16 protein-coding genes are annotated in these 16080 nt (G+C 59.5%); 11 read left to right on the forward strand and 5 right to left on the reverse strand.

Features of this window, described 5'->3' with window-relative positions:
- The first annotated feature begins 129 nt into the window (after positions 1 to 129).
- Positions 130 to 1128: an AraC family transcriptional regulator gene (locus ACIGEK_RS12540; RefSeq protein ID WP_304865211.1), complete on the forward strand. Its 999-nt coding sequence runs from the start codon at positions 130 to 132 to the stop codon at positions 1126 to 1128.
- Between the two features lie 305 nt (positions 1129 to 1433).
- On the forward strand, positions 1434 to 2576 hold the full coding sequence (locus ACIGEK_RS12545; RefSeq protein ID WP_397493629.1) for a sterol desaturase family protein: 1143 nt from the start codon (positions 1434 to 1436) through the stop codon (positions 2574 to 2576).
- A gap of 168 nt (positions 2577 to 2744) precedes the next feature.
- Here the strand turns inward: ACIGEK_RS12545 and ACIGEK_RS12550 are convergent, their stop codons facing one another.
- The 4 genes from ACIGEK_RS12550 to ACIGEK_RS12565 form a co-directional block, all read right to left on the reverse strand.
- Entirely contained in the window at positions 2745 to 4127 is a 1383-nt protein-coding gene (locus ACIGEK_RS12550; RefSeq protein ID WP_397493630.1) for an ATP-binding protein, read from the reverse strand.
- Positions 4124 to 4801 (reverse strand): response regulator, encoded by a 678-nt coding sequence (locus ACIGEK_RS12555; RefSeq protein ID WP_397493631.1) that lies wholly within the window; start codon positions 4799 to 4801, stop codon positions 4124 to 4126. Before ACIGEK_RS12555 ends, ACIGEK_RS12550 begins: the two co-directional genes overlap by 4 nt.
- Positions 4802 to 4861: 60 nt before the next feature.
- Positions 4862 to 5467 (reverse strand): hypothetical protein, encoded by a 606-nt coding sequence (locus ACIGEK_RS12560; RefSeq protein ID WP_397493632.1) that lies wholly within the window; start codon positions 5465 to 5467, stop codon positions 4862 to 4864.
- Between the two features lie 165 nt (positions 5468 to 5632).
- Positions 5633 to 6817, reverse strand: a complete 1185-nt coding sequence (locus tag ACIGEK_RS12565) for an MFS transporter (protein WP_397493633.1) — start codon at positions 6815 to 6817, stop codon at positions 5633 to 5635.
- Between the two features lie 545 nt (positions 6818 to 7362).
- On the opposite strand from ACIGEK_RS12565, the gene ACIGEK_RS12570 reads away from it, so the two are divergent.
- The 3 genes from ACIGEK_RS12570 to ACIGEK_RS12580 all read left to right on the forward strand — a co-directional run bounded on the left by ACIGEK_RS12570 (position 7363) and on the right by ACIGEK_RS12580 (position 9833).
- Positions 7363 to 8073 carry a 4'-phosphopantetheinyl transferase gene (locus tag ACIGEK_RS12570; RefSeq protein WP_397493634.1) on the forward strand — a complete coding sequence of 237 codons (711 nt, stop codon included), beginning with the start codon at positions 7363 to 7365 and terminating at the stop codon, positions 8071 to 8073.
- 72 nt (positions 8074 to 8145) lie between these two features.
- Entirely contained in the window at positions 8146 to 9435 is a 1290-nt protein-coding gene (locus ACIGEK_RS12575) for a M18 family aminopeptidase (protein WP_397493635.1), read from the forward strand.
- Positions 9435 to 9833 carry a GFA family protein gene (locus ACIGEK_RS12580; RefSeq protein WP_397493636.1) on the forward strand — a complete coding sequence of 133 codons (399 nt, stop codon included), beginning with the start codon at positions 9435 to 9437 and terminating at the stop codon, positions 9831 to 9833. The genes ACIGEK_RS12575 and ACIGEK_RS12580 overlap by 1 nt, the downstream gene beginning before the upstream one ends.
- Before the next feature lies 1 nt (position 9834).
- Here ACIGEK_RS12580 and ACIGEK_RS12585 read toward each other — a convergent pair whose 3' ends face one another.
- Positions 9835 to 10551 carry a UTRA domain-containing protein gene (locus tag ACIGEK_RS12585; protein ID WP_304865229.1) on the reverse strand — a complete coding sequence of 239 codons (717 nt, stop codon included), beginning with the start codon at positions 10549 to 10551 and terminating at the stop codon, positions 9835 to 9837.
- Between the two features lie 342 nt (positions 10552 to 10893).
- Between ACIGEK_RS12585 and ACIGEK_RS12590 the strand changes: the two genes are divergently transcribed.
- The 6 genes from ACIGEK_RS12590 to ACIGEK_RS12615 are packed head-to-tail and all read left to right on the forward strand — an operon-like array spanning position 10894 to position 16073.
- Positions 10894 to 11952 (forward strand): ABC transporter substrate-binding protein, encoded by a 1059-nt coding sequence (locus ACIGEK_RS12590; RefSeq protein WP_397493637.1) that lies wholly within the window; start codon positions 10894 to 10896, stop codon positions 11950 to 11952.
- A 55-nt stretch (positions 11953 to 12007) separates the two neighbouring features.
- Positions 12008 to 12814, forward strand: coding sequence for an alkaline phosphatase family protein (locus ACIGEK_RS12595; RefSeq protein ID WP_397493638.1), 807 nt, complete (start codon positions 12008 to 12010; stop codon positions 12812 to 12814).
- On the forward strand, positions 12814 to 13653 hold the full coding sequence (locus tag ACIGEK_RS12600) for an ABC transporter permease (RefSeq protein ID WP_397494012.1): 840 nt from the start codon (positions 12814 to 12816) through the stop codon (positions 13651 to 13653). Before ACIGEK_RS12595 ends, ACIGEK_RS12600 begins: the two co-directional genes overlap by 1 nt.
- Positions 13640 to 14434, forward strand: a complete 795-nt coding sequence (locus ACIGEK_RS12605; RefSeq protein ID WP_322950522.1) for an ABC transporter permease — start codon at positions 13640 to 13642, stop codon at positions 14432 to 14434. The genes ACIGEK_RS12600 and ACIGEK_RS12605 overlap by 14 nt, the downstream gene beginning before the upstream one ends.
- Positions 14431 to 15420: an ABC transporter ATP-binding protein gene (locus ACIGEK_RS12610; RefSeq protein ID WP_397493639.1), complete on the forward strand. Its 990-nt coding sequence runs from the start codon at positions 14431 to 14433 to the stop codon at positions 15418 to 15420. The genes ACIGEK_RS12605 and ACIGEK_RS12610 overlap by 4 nt, the downstream gene beginning before the upstream one ends.
- A complete protein-coding gene (locus ACIGEK_RS12615; RefSeq protein ID WP_397493640.1) occupies positions 15420 to 16073 on the forward strand; it encodes an HAD family hydrolase in 654 nt (217 codons plus the stop codon). Before ACIGEK_RS12610 ends, ACIGEK_RS12615 begins: the two co-directional genes overlap by 1 nt.
- The last annotated feature ends 7 nt before the right edge of the window (positions 16074 to 16080 follow it).

The following is a 16080-nucleotide window of genomic DNA, read 5'->3' on the forward strand; positions in this document are numbered from 1 at the left end:
GCAGGTTAGGCCCCACGCCCCCGCCGCCTCAATGACCCATGCGCTCAGCCTGGATTGACCCAATCGCTCGACCGGCTTGTCGGCGGCGCAGTGAGCTGCCTACCATCGGCGTACTTTCAAGGAGCCGTCATGCGCGAACGCACCATCGCCAGCCACTTTGTCCGCGCTGCCTTGCGCGGCGCCGAACGTCAAGGCCACGACTGCACGCCGCTGCTGCGCCAACTGGGTATTCAGCCGGCGTTGCTCGACGAACCGCGCGCACGGGTCGCCCCCGAACAGTTCGCCCGCCTGGTGCAACTGCTGTGGGAAAGCCTCGACGACGAATACCTCGGCTTCGGCCGCCTGCGCAGTAAGCGCGGCACCTTTGCCATGATGTGTTACGCGATCATCCACTGCCATTCGCTGGAAAAAGCCCTGGGCCGTGGCGCGCTGTTCTATAGCCTGTTTCCCGAAGCCCCGGCCATCAGCATCCAGCGCGAAGGCGACTGGGCCCGCCTCAGCGTGGACGACTCAACCCTGTGGGACCCCGACCACTTTCTGGTGGAAAGCCTGTTGGTGATCTGGCATCGCCTCGGCAGCTGGCTGATCGGCCAACGCATCCGTCTGGAAGAAGCCACCTTCACCTACAGTCAACCCGCCCATGCAGGCGAATACGAACTGCTATTCCCATGCACCCGGCGCTTCACGGCCGGCCGCACCAGCCTGCTATTCCATGCGCGCTACCTGGCCATGCCACTGCTGCAGGATGAACGCACCCTCAAGCAATTCCTCCAGCACTCCCCCGCCGACCTGCTCGCCCGCCCGGATGGCGGCGACAGCCTGATCAGCCAAATCCGCCGCCTGCTCGGCCGCGACTGCAGCAACTGGCCGGATTTGGATGCCGTTGCCCAGCAACTGCATATGAGCCCGCAAACCCTGCGCCGGCACTTACGCGAGGAGGGCTCGAGTTTTCAAGAACTCAAAGACCACCTGCGCCGGGATTTGGCGATTTACCACCTGGGGCGCGATGAGTTGGCGATTCAGGATATTGCCGAGCAGCTGGGGTTCTCGGAACCGTCGGCGTTTCATCGGGCGTTTAAAAAATGGACCGGGTTAACGCCGGGGGCTTATCGGGCGCAGGAAGGATGAAATATTTTAGTGCGCTTCGGCATTGGAGGATGCAGATCAAAACACCTGTAATGCTGAATGTTTGCATGCAGAGCCCTCAAGGCATTTTCCGCATGAATTAATCAGCGCATTTTTCTCACAGTGTGACCTGCGACCATTTTTGAAAATTGCTGATACCGAAGTGACTGGGCACTATCTGGCTACCCTAGAACGCTCGAATCGTAGAGCAAAAAACTGCAAAGCTTTTAGCGCTCTTGAGTTTTAACTGTGATGAATCAGATATACCGGGCATCTGATTCTCAAAATGCGCACAAGGAGAACAGTGCATGCTCATTCAAACAGTAAAAGCGTACTTCGACCGCCATGGGTCTGATGCGTTTCGGATCGGAGAAGGCCGCATTAGTGGCTATATCTCAGCGACAACCGGGATCCTCAGTTTACTGGCTGTGTTGTGCTTTCTATTTCCAGAATGGCTGACTTTTGCAGAGTTCCGTAAAGTCTACAGCGAGCAATTTGCGCGCTCCGCGCTGCTGATCGGTTTAGCCTGCTCCTTTGGCTTGGGCACCCTCAACATCTTGGTTAACAAGCGTAAACGCCTTGGCATCACCGGCATGCTGACCTCGGGAGCGGCCTTGCTCCTGGGCGGCAGTAATATCCAGTTCGACACCATTGGCCACTCGCCATATTCGCTTGGCCTAGATTGGTTCATTTTGGCATTGCTGGTCTCGGCGATAGTCTTTATTCCCCTGGAAAAGCTTTACGCCAAAGACCCTGAGTTACACATCTTGCGCCCACATTGGCGAACAGATATGTGCTACTTCTTCGTCAGTCACATGGCTGTGCAATTCATCCTGATCTTCGTCACAGCCTCATCCAGTTTCCTCGCCAGTTGGGCTGTGTCCGACACGCTTCAAGAGACCGTTCGCAGCCTGCCTATAGTCGTTCAGTTTGTAATGGCCGTATTTGTTGCTGATCTTGGCCAGTATTGGCTGCATCGTCTGTACCACGTCATTCCATGGATGTGGAAATTCCATGCGGTGCATCATTCCAGCACAGCCATGGATTGGCTTGCCGGCTCACGAGTTCACTTTGCAGAAGTACTGCTGACCCGCACCGGCGTACTGGTGCCGTTGATGCTGCTTGGATTCTCTACAGAAGCGATGAATGCCTATGTGATCTTGATTGGTGTGCAAGCTGTATTAGCGCACGCGAACGTCAAGATTGATGGCGGCTGGCTGAACTACATCCTGGTACTACCTCGTTACCACCACTGGCATCATGCCCGACACATTGATTACATCTATAAGAACTACGCGATCCATACCCCATTAGTTGACATGCTTTTCGGCACATTTAAGCTACCGCCGAAGGAATGGCCAACGCGTTATGGCGTATTCGGCAAAGAGCTGCCAAAAGGCATGCTTAAGCAACTCGCCTACCCGTTTAAACGTACTCCACCTGCTCAATAAGCAATTTGGGCTGACCGATTTCAAGCAAATTGGTCAGCCCATAAATGTCTTCGCTCAACGGGAATTTTTTGCGGCTCGATGGGCCCACCCGCGAAGTTAGATGTGCTTTACAAAACAGCAAAAACTAGCCACCAGCTAAAGCCCCTGCCAAATGGCCGGCGACATGCCTCAGTCGCTCAGGCGCACACGAAAACTCGCCCCACCCAACTGCGAATCCTCCAGCAGCAACTCACCGCCGTAGCTTTCGATAATGTCTTTGACCACCGCCGTACCAATGCCCTGCCCCGGATGCTGAGCATCCAGCCGCTCGCCACGGCGCAGGATACGCTCACGCTGATCAACCGGCACGCCGGGGCCGTCGTCCTCCACACAAAGTTCAAGCACACCGCCCTGCTGGTGCACGCTCACGCGTACCTGACCGAGGCACAGGCGATAGGCGTTTTCCAGCAGGTTACCGAGCAGCTCCAGCAGCGCGCTGCGTTCTATTGGCAAGTGCTGCTCAGGGGCAAAGCCGCGCAGCATTTGCACCTGCTTGTCGCGGTAGACCTTGTCCAGCGCGCCGCAGAGGGTATCGAGCAGGGGCGCTAGGTGTGCGCTGTGGCGGATCAGGCCGCTTTTGCGCAGGCTGGCGCGCTGCAGTTGATAGCCGATCTGCTGGCTCATACGTTCGATCTGTTGCTGCAGCACCTGCGACTGCTCGCGGTTCTGCGGCTGCTTGTTGATCACCTCGGCCACGCTTTGTAGCACCGCCAAGGGGGTTTTCAGGCTGTGCGCCAGATCATCCAGCGAGTGTCTGTAGCGTTCACGCTGCTGGCGCTCACTCTCAAGCAGGCGGTTGAGCGAGCCGGTCAGGCGTAACAACTCGCGTGGGTGCTCCTCACTCAGGCCGGCGCGGGTACCCGCCTCCACCTGATCCAGCTCGGCGCTCAGCCCGCGCAGGCTGCGAAAGCCCCAGGTCAGGCCAAACCACAGCAGGCCGAGCAGCACCAGTAATGCGCCGCCAAGCCAGAGGTAGAGCTGGCCCATAAAGCCGTCGTACATAGCCTGGTAATCACTGGCCGGCTGCATGGTCACCACGCTGAAGGCGGCACTTTGCCCGCGCAGCAGGTCGATCTCCACGTCATACACGAAGAATTCACGGCCTTCGCGGTCGGTAGTGCGCAGAAGTTCATGGCCACGGCCATCGTAGCGCGGTCGGTAGCTGACGCTTTCATCTAGCGAGGAACGCGACTGCCAGACCAGCGTGCCTTGGCGGTCGTAGATAAAGCCCAACAGCTTGGCTTCCAGGCTGTCGAATTCCTCAGCCGGCAGTTTGTCGGGCATGGTCAGCTGACCGTTTTCAGTACGTGCGGCTGATACCAGCCCGGCAGCATCTGAAGCCAGGCGTTTTTCGATGGACTGCTCCAGAGCGATAACAAAGGCGCCGCGCAAGGCCGGCAGCAGCGCCAGCATAAACAGTACCGCCAGCACCGCCGTACCGAGCATCAGCCGTAGACGCAGGGACTCACCACGACGGCGGCCGGCCGGTTTGCTCCGTTCGGTCTCGCTCATAGGCAGCGCTCGGTAAACAGGTAGCCCTGACCGCGCACGGTTTCGATGGGTTTGAAATCCAGCTGACCTTCGAGTTTGCGGCGCAGGCGGCCGACCAACACTTCGATCACATTGGGGTCGCGCTCTTCATCATCCGGATAGAGCTGCTCGATCAACCGCTCCTTGGCCACCACCTGCTGTTGGTGACGCATCAGATATTCGAGAATGCGGTACTCGTAGGCCGTCAGTTGCAAGGCTTGGCCATCAAGCAGCGCCTGCTTACGGTTGAGGTCGAGCAGCAGCGGCCCGGCGGCAATACTCGCCTGGGTAAAGCCCGAGGCGCGGCGCAGCAAAGCGTTCAGGCGCGCTTCCAGCTCTTCAAATTGAAAGGGTTTGACCACGTAATCATCGGCACCGGCGGCCAAGCCTTCGACCTTGTCCTGCCAGTTGCCACGGGCGGTGAGTATCAAAATAGGGAAGCTTTTGTCCTGACTGCGCAACTGGCGAATCAGGTCCAGCCCGCTCATGCCGGGCAGACCGAGGTCGATCACCACCAGGTCATGGTTGTATTCGGTAGCGCGGTACAGGGCTTCTTCGGCATTGGCCACGGCATCGACCACATGGCCCTGCTCGCCCAGCCGGCTATAGAGGTGGTGACGCAGCAACGCTTCATCTTCCACGACCAACAGTTTCATCCTGCACATTCCCCCAATAAAGCGGCCGGGCATGGTGCCCGGCCCTTTTGGCCTACCTGCTTAGAACTTGTAGTTGGCACCCAGGTACAGCTGGCCGCTGCTGTGCAGGTCCAGCGAGCCAGCCTTGCCTGCGCCGTGTGGCGCCATTTCGGTGCTGGCATTGGTGCGCAGGTAGCGGTAGCCGGCTTCAATCGAGGCATTCTGGCCGATACCCTGAAGAATGCCAGCCTGCAGACCTAGGGCAAAGCCGATATCGCTGTCACGCTCGAAGCCTTTGCTCTCCTGCTCCAGCTTGACCAGGCCAGCGGTGGCGCCGCCAAACAGCTTGGTGTTGTAGCCGCCAACCGGCAGGAACACATCGTAGCTGCCCAGCAGGTTCTGCTGACGCAGCTTATAGCCGCTATGGGGCTCCGAGACATTCTCGTAGGTGATGTAGTAACGATTTGCATCGCTGACTTGGCCGGCACGCAAGCCCCAGGTGCCAGTGTCATAAATTACCTTGCCGAGTTTGGGGTTGTTCAGGTTGCTGTTGAGCGCGCTGGATTTCTGAATGTTATTGTCGGTCTGACCCCAGGTCAGGCCAACAAAGTTGTCGCCGGCATTGGCCGCAGCCGCAGCGAAGGTCAGGGAAGTTGCCAGGGCCAGTTTGCTAAGAGTGCGGTTCATGGTGTTGTCCTCAGTGATTAGTCGGTGTTGTTTAACTCGAGGTCCATGTTGCCTACCCCTAGCTGAACGCCCACTGAACCCTTGCTGAACAAACGCTGAACCACCTGCTGCCCGCCGCATTCGTGTAGGAGCGACGCGGGCGCCTAGCTCAGCCCCGCGAAGCGCTTATAGCTTGCGCACACTGGCCCCGGCCGCCATAAACAACGCGGCCAATACCGCGAGCATCGGCAGCCAGCCGGCATGTTCCCAGATATACCCGGCGGCATAGCCAATCACGCTGGAGCCCAGGTAGTAGGCGCACAGGTACAACGCTGAAGCCTGCGCCTTGGCGCCATTCGCGCGCTGCCCCACTTGCCCGCTGGCCACCGCATGGGCGGCAAAGAAGCCCAGAGTAAACAGGGCTAGGCCCGCCACCGCCGCGCTCAGCCAGGGCGTGGCACACAGCGCCACACCCAGCAGCATGATGGCGATACCACCCTGCATCACCTGACGCGCGCCCATGCGCGGCACCAGTCGCCCCGCCCAACCGGCGCTGAAAATACCGACCAGATACACCGTAAACAGCAGGCCGATCAGGCTGGAAGACAAGTTGAACGGCGCAGCTGCCAAGCGAAAGCCGACGTAGTTGAACAAGGCGACAAAACCACCCATCAACAGAAACGCCAGCAGAAACAGACGACGCAATTCGCTGTTGCCCAAATGCATAGCAAAGTTGCCCAGCAGGCCGCGTAGCGACAGCGACTGCGCGGTGAAATGCCGTGATGGCGGCAGCAGCCAGACAAACAGCCCCAGCGCCAGCAAACCCATACCGGCAATCCCGGCCAAGGCCAACGGCCAACCACCAAGATCACTAAGCAAGCCAGCCAGCAAACGCCCAAGCAGGCCACCCAATGCCGTGCCGCCGATATACAGGCCCATCGCCGCCGGCAGTGCTTTGGGGTCGAACTCCTCGCCGACATAGGCCATGGCCAAGGCCGGTAATCCGCTCAGGGCCAGACCAAGCAAAGCGCGCAGCCAGAGCAGATGTTCCCAGCTATCGACCAGCGCGCAAGCGATTCCCAACAGCGAGGCGAGGCCCAGGGCCGCCGCCATCACCGGCTTGCGCCCCCAGCTCTCGGCCAGTGCACCGGAGACCAGCAGACAGACGGCCAGGCTCAGGGTGGTCAGCGATAACGCCAGACTGCTGCCCGCCGCCGACACGGAAAAATGCGCGGCCAGCAGCGGCAACAACGGCTGCACACAGTAAAGCAAGGCAAAGGTGGCAAACCCGGCACAGAACAGCGCCAGGGTCGCGCGCCGGTAGGCAGCAGTGCCGCGCATCAGATGCGCAGAAGAATCGACAGCAGGCATCGGCAAGCTCACAAAAAGGCTCTAAATCGGCCGTCCTGGCAGATTAGCACGCAGCCAGCAACGCTGGTTTTGCGCGGGGTGCATAGCCGTTGTGCTGCGCAAGAGCAGCCACTTGGCGACAAAAGCCGTTCGTCAGCGGCGGCTGCAGTTTTTTGTTCTACCAGGGTACTGGAAGTAGCCTGACTGGCAGGCGAGAAAAGACGCATTCGGCGCGGGTGGCATAGCGACCACAGCTCGGCATCCCTCACCGCCTACCCAGTGATCTCGGCATGATCGAAGGTGGGCACGCAAGGCGTGCCTGCCATGAATGGAAGCCATAAAAAAACGGGAGCCCAAACGGGCTCCCGTACTCATTCTCAGAGAAATGCCGGAACAAGCCTTACGCCTATGCCAGCTACAACCTCACCTGCGTCCCCGAAGAAACGCATGCCGCAGTGTGGCAAAAAAGTCTCGGCAACTCCGTTTAGCTTTGTTGCGGCTTTGCAAAGAAATGTAAACGCCCGCGCCGGCTGGCCGTACCAAACGCCGCGCGGCAGAATAGGCCGATGAATACAGCCTACTTGCCATCCTGCTGCAGCCCGCTGAATGACCACTGGCCATTGCCGCACAAGCTGCCGGCGGTGCAGCTGATCAGCACCCTCTTTACTCCAGAGCTGCTGGATATGGCGGACTTCAGCCGCTGCACCATCGAGCCGGTGCGCGGCGTGGCTAAACGCCAGACCGAATACCTGGCCGGCCGCCTGTGTGCGCGTGAAGCCTTGCTGCGCGTGACCGGTACAGCGGCAGTTCCCGCTTCTGGTGAAGATCGCGCGCCGCAGTGGCCGGTCGGAATGGTCGGCTCCATCACCCACGGCAGCGGCTGGGCCGGCGCCGTGGTCGGCAAAAGCACGGATTGGCGTGGTCTCGGACTGGATATCGAGCAGATCATGCCGGCCAGCCGCGCCGAACGCCTGGCTGGGGAAATTCTTACCCCAGCCGAGCTGTTCCGCCTGGAAGCCTTGCCGAGCGAGCAGCGCGCGCAACGCATCAGCCTGACCTTCTCGCTCAAGGAAAGCCTGTTCAAAGCGCTCTACCCGCAGGTATTGCAGCACTTCTACTTTCAGGATGCCGAACTGCTCAGCGTCGACGTCGACAATAAAGTGCGCATGCGCCTGCTGATCGACCTGCACGCCGACTGGCCCGCCGGTAGCGAACTCGAAGGCCAATTCGCCGAGTTCGACGGTTATCTGCTGAGCCTGATCAGCATCGCGCGCTGATCTGTCGAGCGCGGCAACCCAAAGCGCTAGGCAAATCCGCTAAACTCGGCCGATTGCCGTCTGGAGTGCCCTATGCGCGAAGATTTGAATCAAGGCCTGATCGAGTTCCTCAAGGCCTCGCCAACCCCTTTCCATGCCACCACCAGCCTGGCTCAACGCCTTGAAGCGGCCGGTTTTCAGCACCTGGACGAGCGCGCCAGCTGGCACACCGAGTCCGGCGGTCGTTATTACGTTACGCGCAACGACTCCTCGATCATCGCCTTCAAACTGGGCAAGCGCGCGCCGCTGGAAGGTGGTATTCGCCTGGTCGGCGCGCACACCGACAGCCCTTGCCTGCGGGTCAAACCGCAACCGGAGTTGCAGCGTGAGGGCTTCTTCCAGCTCGGTGTAGAAGTCTACGGCGGCGCGTTGTTGGCCCCCTGGTTCGACCGCGACCTGTCCCTGGCCGGGCGCGTTACCTATCGCCGTGATGGAAAAGTAGAAAGCCAGCTGATCGACTTTCAGTGCCCCATTGCAGTGATCCCCAACCTGGCCATTCACCTCAACCGTGAAGCCAACCAGGGCTGGGCGATCAACCAACAGAACGAGCTGCCACCGATCCTCGCGCAGATAGCCGGCGATGAACCGGCCGACTTCCGCGCGCTGATCACCGACCAACTGGCCCGTGAGCATGACTTCAGCGCCGATGCGGTGCTCGATTACGAGCTGAGTTTCTACGACACGCAAAGTGCTGCGGTGATTGGCTTGAATGGCGACTTTATCGCCGGCGCACGGCTGGACAACCTGCTGTCTTGCTACGCCGGGCTGCAGGCGCTGCTGGCGGCGCCAGATGAAGAAAGCTGCGTGCTGGTGTGTACCGACCACGAGGAAGTTGGCTCCTGCTCGGCGTGCGGCGCCGACGGCCCGATGCTCGAACAGGTGCTGCGCCGCGTGCTGCCGGACGGCGATGCCTTCGTGCGTACCATTCAACGCTCGCTGCTGGTCTCGGCCGACAACGCCCATGGCGTACACCCCAACTACGCCGACAAGCATGATGCCAACCATGGCCCCAAACTCAACGCCGGGCCGGTGATCAAGATCAACAGCAACCAGCGCTACGCCACCAACAGCGAAACCGCCGGATTCTTCCGTCATCTGTGCCTGGAAAATGAAGTGCCGGTACAGAGCTTCGTTACCCGCAGCGACATGGGCTGCGGCTCGACCATAGGCCCGATCACTGCCAGCCAGCTGGGCGTACGCACCGTGGATATCGGCCTGCCGACCTTCGCCATGCACTCGATCCGCGAACTGGCCGGCAGCCATGACTTGGCGCATCTGGTGAAAGTGCTGACGGCGTTTTACGCCAGCGCTGAGTTGCCGTGATGCTGACGGGTAGCTGTTTGTGCGGTGCGCTGGCCTATAGCGTCGCACGCCTGGATAAGCCCATTGGCCACTGTCACTGCCTAACATGCCAGAAAGCTCATGCCGCCGCATTCGCCACTACGGCTGGCGTGCTGCGGGAGGACTTTCGCTGGCTGCGTGGTGAAGACAAGCTCTCCAGCTATGAGTCTTCGCCGGGCAAGCTACGCCACTTCTGTTCGGTCTGCGGCTCTCAGCTAGTGGCTGAACGACCTGCCCAGCCGCATGTGATCATCCGCGTGGCAACGCTGGATCAGGACCCCGGCGAACGCCCTGCCCAACACATCTGGACCAGCCACGACAGGCCCTGGCTGGCAAGCGCCGATTTACCCACCCATGACGAGTGGCCGCCAGGTCGCTAAATCACTCAGGTACTTCGACGCTCACATGCAGGGCGTCGTGGCGCCAGAACTCCAGGTCGCAATCAATCAAGCGGCCATGCTGATCGCGGTTGATCCGCACGATACGTAGCGCCGGGCTGCCCACCGCTACTTTCAATGCTGACGCGGCTTCGCTGTGCAAAGCCGTGGGCACCATATCGAAACGCACCCGGCCGTAATGAATGCCGTATTCGCTGGCATACAACTCGGTCAGTGAACGGGTCAGGTCGAAATCCAGAATGCCGGCAAAGTAATTCGGGTTGAGGTAGTGCTCGACGTACAGCACCAACCGACCATCGATACGTCGCGCACGGCGGATCTGATAGACGCTAGAAAGCGCCGGCAACGCCAGTAGCTGGCAGATCTCGGCGCTGGCCGGAATCAGCCGCGCGCTCAGCACTTCGGTGGCAGGCACACGCCCCTGCTCGCCGACCATGGCGTGGAAGTGGCTACGCACCAGCGGGTTGTAAGCCACGCGTGGTGGTGAAACAAACCAACCACGACGCTCCTCGCGATAAATCAACCCCTGGGCCTCAAGCTGGCCCAGCGCCTCACGCAAGGTAATCCGTGTGGTGTCGAACACCTCGCTAAGCTTGCGCTCTGCCGGCAACTGACTGCCCGACGGTAACAAGCCATGTTCAATCTGCTCTTCCAATGCCCGGCATATAGCAGTGACTGCCCGTGGCGCTTCATCGCGCATCAAGACCTCCAAATTTGGACTAGTCCAGCCCTATTTAGGGGCATAAATCTGTCTGTGCAGCCATAAAAATCATGTTTCAAGTTTAAGCAGTCTTGATGACCAAGCCATGACAACTTTCTTTCAGTCACTGTAAAAGCCTATAAACCTTAGCCTGTATGCCACACATAACTGAATTTGTTGATGGTCTACGCTAGTGGTGCGCCAGTTTGTGCACCCGGGATCGAACCGGTAAATGACCAACGTACATAAAACTGTCATTTAACAAGCTTAAATTGGCCTGGGTCTTGCTGATCTAGACCAGAACTTTTCACCGCACATACCTAAATCGCAAAGGAGTTTCCAATGAAACAACTGCTGATGGCTTCACTGATGGGCTCGGCCATTGCTCTGGCAACCTCTGCCATGGCTGCCGACATGGATATGCAAGCACTGGAAAAAGCGGCACGTGCGGAAGGCGCGGTGAATAGTGTGGGTATGCCGGACACCTGGGCCAACTGGAAAGATACCTGGGTTGACCTGGAGAAAATGTACGGCCTCAAGCACATGGATACTGACATGAGCTCGGCCCAGGAAATTGCCAAATTCGCCGCCGAAAAAGATAACGCCACTGCCGACATCGGCGACGTCGGTGCGGCCTTTGGCCCCATCGCTGTGCAGCAAGGTGTTACCCAAGCCTACAAGCCGAGCACCTGGGAACAGATTCCAGCCTGGGCCAAAGATACCGACGGTCACTGGATGCTCGCCTACACCGGCTCCATCGCTTTTATCGTCAACAAGCAACTGGTCAAGGACATCCCGCACTCCTGGGCTGACCTGAAAAAAGGCACCTACAAAGTCTCCGCCGGCGATGTCAGCACCGCCGCACAAGCTGTTAACGGTGTCCTGGCCGCCGCCATCGCCATGGGTGGTGATGAAAGCAACGTCAAACCAGCACTGGAATTCTACGGTGAGCTGGCCAAGCAGGGCCGTCTGTCGCTGGCCAACCCAACTATCCAGACCCTGGAAAAAGGTGAAGTGGAAGTCGGCGTGGTGTGGGACTTCAACGGCCTGTCCTACCGCGACCAGATTGATCCAGAACGCTTCGAAGTGCTGATCCCGTCCGACGGTTCAGTTATCTCGGGCTACAGCACCATCATCAACAAGTGGGCAAAAAACCCCAACGCCGCCAAACTGGCGCGTGAGTACATCCTGAGCGACGCTGGCCAAATCAACCTGGCCAAAGGTAATGCCCGCCCGATTCGTGCTGAACACCTGACCCTGCCAGCCGACGTGCAAGCCAAGCTGCTGCCGCAGGCGCAATATGCCAAGGTCCAGCCGATCAAAGATGCTGCCGTCTGGGAAGCCACCTCCAAAGCTCTGCCGCGTCTGTGGCAAGAACACGTCATCATCAATATGAACTAACGCAATCTGGCCCCGGCATACGCCGGGGCCGATTCGGTTGCTAAGGCTTTAAATCATGTCGCACAACGTCATCCTCGTGGTTCTGGATGGCCTGAGCTATCAGGTGGCTCAGCATGCGCTGGGGCATCTGCAGGCTTACTGCCAAGCCGGACGCGCCGCGCTGTACAAGCTCGACTGTGAACTCCCGGCCCTGTCACGCCCGCTGTATGAAGCGATTCTGACCGGTGTTGCGCCCATCGATAGCGGCATCGTCAATAACGCTGTATCGCGCCTGTCGACCCAGCGCAGCATGTTCCACTACGCCCGTGACGCTGGACTGGTTACTGCGGCAGCGGCCTATCACTGGGTCAGCGAGCTGTATAACCGTTCCCCTTTCCAGGCCGCCCGTGATCGCCATACCAGCGATGCGGCGCTGCCTATCCAGTACGGCCACTTTTACTACGTCGACCACTACCCCGACTCGCACCTGTTCGCCGATGCCGACAGCCTGCGTCAGCGCCATGCGCCCAACTTGCTGCTGGTGCACCCGATGAATATCGACGATGCCGGCCACAAACATGGCCTCGACAGCGCGCAATACCGTAACAGCGCACGTATGGCCGATGTGCACTTGGCCGAATACATTCAGCCCTGGCTGGATGCGGGTTATCAGATTCTGGTGACTGCCGACCATGGTATGAACAACGACCGCTCGCACAACGGCCTGCTGCCGGAAGAGCGTGAAGTGCCGCTGCTGGTACTCGGCAGCGCGTTCAGCCTTGACCCCAACGCCCAACCCAAACAGCTGGAGTTGTGCGGTACGGTCTGTGAGCTGCTCGGCGTAGCCCACGACAAACCTGTGTGCCGGGAGCTTTTATCGTGATACCTGCCCTGCGCGGCAAATGGCTGGCCTTGCTCTGCCTGCTGCCCTTTGCCCTGTTCTTTATCGCCTTTCAAATCGCCCCGCTGCTCTGGGTGGCCAGCAACAGCCTGCACACCAGCGAGGGCTGGAGCCTGGGCAACTTCAGCGAGGCCTTTGCCTCACCGTTCTATCGCCAGGCCATGCGCCACAGCTTGGAGGTGGCGTTCTGGTCGAGCTTGATTGGCATCAGCATCGCCATCCTTGGTAGCTACTCGCTGCGCCAGGTCGACAGCAAGCTGCGCGACTTCGTCATGGCGTTTTCCAACATGACCAGCAACTTCTCTGGCGTACCGCTGGCGTTTGCCTTTGTCATCCTGCTGGGTTTTAACGGCGCACTGACCATTCTGCTCAAGCAGGCGGGGATCATTGAGGACTTCAACCTCTACTCCAAGACCGGCTTGATCGTGCTCTACACTTACTTCCAGATTCCCCTGGGTGTGTTGCTGCTCTATCCGGCCTTCGATGCCCTGCGTGAAGACTGGCGCGAGTCTGCCGAGTTACTTGGCGCCAGCAACTGGCAGTTCTGGCGGCATATCGGCATCCCCGTGCTGACCCCAGCACTGCTCGGCACCTTCGTTATTTTGCTGGCCAACGCCCTGGGCGCTTATGCCACGGTGTATGCGCTGACCACCGGCAACTTCAATATTCTGCCGATCCGTATTGCCGCCATGGTCTCCGGCGACATCTTCCTCGACCCGAATATGGCCAGTGCCCTGGCAATGATTCTGGTCGGCCTGATGACCCTGATCACCATCGTTCACCAATGGCTGTTGCGCCGGAGCTACCATGTCCCACGCTGAAAAACGCTCCCCGCTGTTCCATCAGCTGGTGGTCTACACCTTGATGCTGATTCTGCTTATGCCGCTGCTGGGCACCCTGATCTACTCATTGGCCACCAGCTGGTCGGCGACCATTCTGCCCAGCGGGTTGACCTTCAAGTGGTACGTGGCGCTGTGGACCGATGCGCGCTTTCTGTCTGCCTTCGGCCGCTCTTTGCTGGTGTGCTTTGCCGCACTGGCCTTGTCGTTGGTATTGATACTGCCGCTGCTGTTCGTGGTCAGTTATCACTTCCCCAAGCTCGACGCGGTGATGAATGTGCTGATTTTGCTGCCGTTCGCCATTCCGCCGGTGGTCTCGTCAGTGGGCCTGATGCAGCTGTTTGCCGGTGGCCCGCTGCCGATCCTCGGCACGCCGTGGATCCTGATTGGTTGTTACTTCACCATCGCCCTGCCGTTTATGTACCGCGCGATCAGCAACAACCTGCAGGCGATCAACCTGCGCGACCTGATGGACGCCGCCCATTTGCTGGGTGCCAGCACTTGGCGCGCGGCCTTTATGGTGGTGCTGCCCAACCTGCGCAAGGGCCTGATGGTTTCGATTTTCCTCTCCTTCAGCTTCCTCTTTGGCGAGTTCGTGTTTGCCAACCTGTTGGTCGGTAGCCGCTTTGAGACCCTGCAGGTGTACCTCTACAACATGCGTAACGACAGTGGTCATTTCACCAGCGCCCTGGTGATTTCCTACTTTATGTTCGTGCTGCTGATGACCTGGGCGGCCAACCGCCTGAATAAGGACAAGTCATGAGTTATCTGAGTATTCAAGGCCTGCATAAAAGCTACGGCGCCACCTCGATTTTCAGCGATATCAATTGCGAAATTGCCAAGGGCGAATTCATCACCCTGCTCGGCCCATCTGGCTGCGGCAAATCCACCCTGCTGCGCTGCATCGCCGGATTAACCAGCGTCAATGGCGGGCAGATCCTCCTCGACGGCGAAGACCTGGTACCCGTTGCCCCGCAAAAGCGTGGCATCGGCATGGTGTTCCAGAGCTACGCGCTGTTCCCCAACATGACCGTGCAGCAAAACGTCGCCTTTGGCTTGCGCATGCAGAAGGTCAAAGGCAGCGAGGCTGAGCAACGGGTCAAGGACGTACTTGAACTGGTCGAGCTGAATGACTTTGCCAACCGCTACCCACCGCAACTCTCAGGTGGTCAGTGCCAACGTGTCGCCCTGGCACGCTCGCTGGTCACCCGCCCGCGCCTGCTGCTGCTGGATGAGCCGCTGTCAGCGCTGGACGCACGTATCCGCAAGCACCTGCGTGAGCAGATCCGCAACATCCAGCAGGAGCTGGGCCTGACCACCATTTTCGTCACCCATGACCAGGAAGAAGCGCTGGTCATGAGCGACCGCATCTTCCTGATGAACGGCGGCAAGATCGTCCAGAGCGGCGACGCCGAAACCCTCTACACCGCGCCGGCCGATGCCTTTGCCGCCGGTTTCATCGGCAACTACAACCTGCTCGACGCCGATGCCGCCAGCCGCCTGTTGCTGCGGCCGATCCATAGCCGCGTGGCGATTCGCCCGGAGGCTATCCAGATCGGCGCACAAGGCAGCATCGAAGGACACATTCGCAGCCACCGCCTGCTCGGCAACGTAATCCGTTACAGCGTCGAAGCCCGTGGCGTCGAACTGCTGGTGGATGTACTCAATCGCTCCCCCGCTGACCTGCACGCCCGTGGCCAGCACATCAACCTGAACATTGAAGACAACGCTATCTGTGAGGTGGCCTGATGGCCCTGGCAATTTTCGACCTGGACGAAACCCTGATCGGCGGCGACTGCGCCAGCCTATGGACCCAGGAAATGGTCAAACTCGGTTGGGCCGACGCCGACAGTTTTATCGCCCATGAACAGGAGCTGATGCGCCAATACGCTGCCGGCGAGCTGGCCATGGAGGACTATATGGCCTTCACCCTGTCGCCACTGGTGGGTCGCACGCCGGAAGAAGTCGCCCATGTGGTCGAGCCCTTTGTCGAAGACGTGATCGAGCCGATTTTCTACAGCGACGCCACCCGTTGCCTGGCCAACCACCGCGCCGCCGGTGACCGGGTACTGGTGATTTCCGCCTCAGCGCATTTCCTGGTCAGCGCCGTTGCCGCACGTTTAAAGATCGAGGAAGTGCTGGCCATCGATCTGGAAGTTCAACATGGCCACTACAGCGGCCGTACTCAGGGCGTCATGACCTACCGCGAAGGCAAGGTCAGCCGCCTGCGTGATTGGCTGCAGGAACAAGGCGAAGTGCTCGATGGCGCCTACTTCTACTCCGACTCACGCAACGACCTGCCGCTACTACAGGTGGTCGACAAACCCTATGTGGTCAACCCCGACCCCACGCTGCTTGCGCACGCGCAGCAGGCCGGCTGGCCGATTCTCAACTGGCGCTGATAGCGCT

This window comes from Pseudomonas sp. NPDC079086 (assembly GCF_044542155.1).
Classification (GTDB): domain Bacteria; phylum Pseudomonadota; class Gammaproteobacteria; order Pseudomonadales; family Pseudomonadaceae; genus Aquipseudomonas.

What these genes read in the sequence shown, in the direction of transcription:
- ACIGEK_RS12610 (WP_397493639.1), top strand. Translation starts at nt 14,431, where the DNA reads ATGAGTTATCTGAGTATTCAAGGCCTGCATAAAAGCTACGGCGCCACC.
- ACIGEK_RS12615 (WP_397493640.1), top strand. Translation starts at nt 15,420, where the DNA reads ATGGCCCTGGCAATTTTCGACCTGGACGAAACCCTGATCGGCGGCGAC.
- ACIGEK_RS12590 (WP_397493637.1), top strand. Translation starts at nt 10,894, where the DNA reads ATGAAACAACTGCTGATGGCTTCACTGATGGGCTCGGCCATTGCTCTG.
- ACIGEK_RS12605 (WP_322950522.1), top strand. Translation starts at nt 13,640, where the DNA reads ATGTCCCACGCTGAAAAACGCTCCCCGCTGTTCCATCAGCTGGTGGTC.
- ACIGEK_RS12550 (WP_397493630.1), bottom strand. Translation starts at nt 4,127, where the DNA reads ATGAGCGAGACCGAACGGAGCAAACCGGCCGGCCGCCGTCGTGGTGAG.
- ACIGEK_RS12545 (WP_397493629.1), top strand. Translation starts at nt 1,434, where the DNA reads ATGCTCATTCAAACAGTAAAAGCGTACTTCGACCGCCATGGGTCTGAT.
- ACIGEK_RS12565 (WP_397493633.1), bottom strand. Translation starts at nt 6,817, where the DNA reads ATGCCTGCTGTCGATTCTTCTGCGCATCTGATGCGCGGCACTGCTGCC.
- ACIGEK_RS12580 (WP_397493636.1), top strand. Translation starts at nt 9,435, where the DNA reads ATGCTGACGGGTAGCTGTTTGTGCGGTGCGCTGGCCTATAGCGTCGCA.
- ACIGEK_RS12595 (WP_397493638.1), top strand. Translation starts at nt 12,008, where the DNA reads ATGTCGCACAACGTCATCCTCGTGGTTCTGGATGGCCTGAGCTATCAG.
- ACIGEK_RS12555 (WP_397493631.1), bottom strand. Translation starts at nt 4,801, where the DNA reads ATGAAACTGTTGGTCGTGGAAGATGAAGCGTTGCTGCGTCACCACCTC.
- ACIGEK_RS12570 (WP_397493634.1), top strand. Translation starts at nt 7,363, where the DNA reads ATGAATACAGCCTACTTGCCATCCTGCTGCAGCCCGCTGAATGACCAC.
- ACIGEK_RS12560 (WP_397493632.1), bottom strand. Translation starts at nt 5,467, where the DNA reads ATGAACCGCACTCTTAGCAAACTGGCCCTGGCAACTTCCCTGACCTTC.
- ACIGEK_RS12540 (WP_304865211.1), top strand. Translation starts at nt 130, where the DNA reads ATGCGCGAACGCACCATCGCCAGCCACTTTGTCCGCGCTGCCTTGCGC.
- ACIGEK_RS12585 (WP_304865229.1), bottom strand. Translation starts at nt 10,551, where the DNA reads ATGCGCGATGAAGCGCCACGGGCAGTCACTGCTATATGCCGGGCATTG.
- ACIGEK_RS12575 (WP_397493635.1), top strand. Translation starts at nt 8,146, where the DNA reads ATGCGCGAAGATTTGAATCAAGGCCTGATCGAGTTCCTCAAGGCCTCG.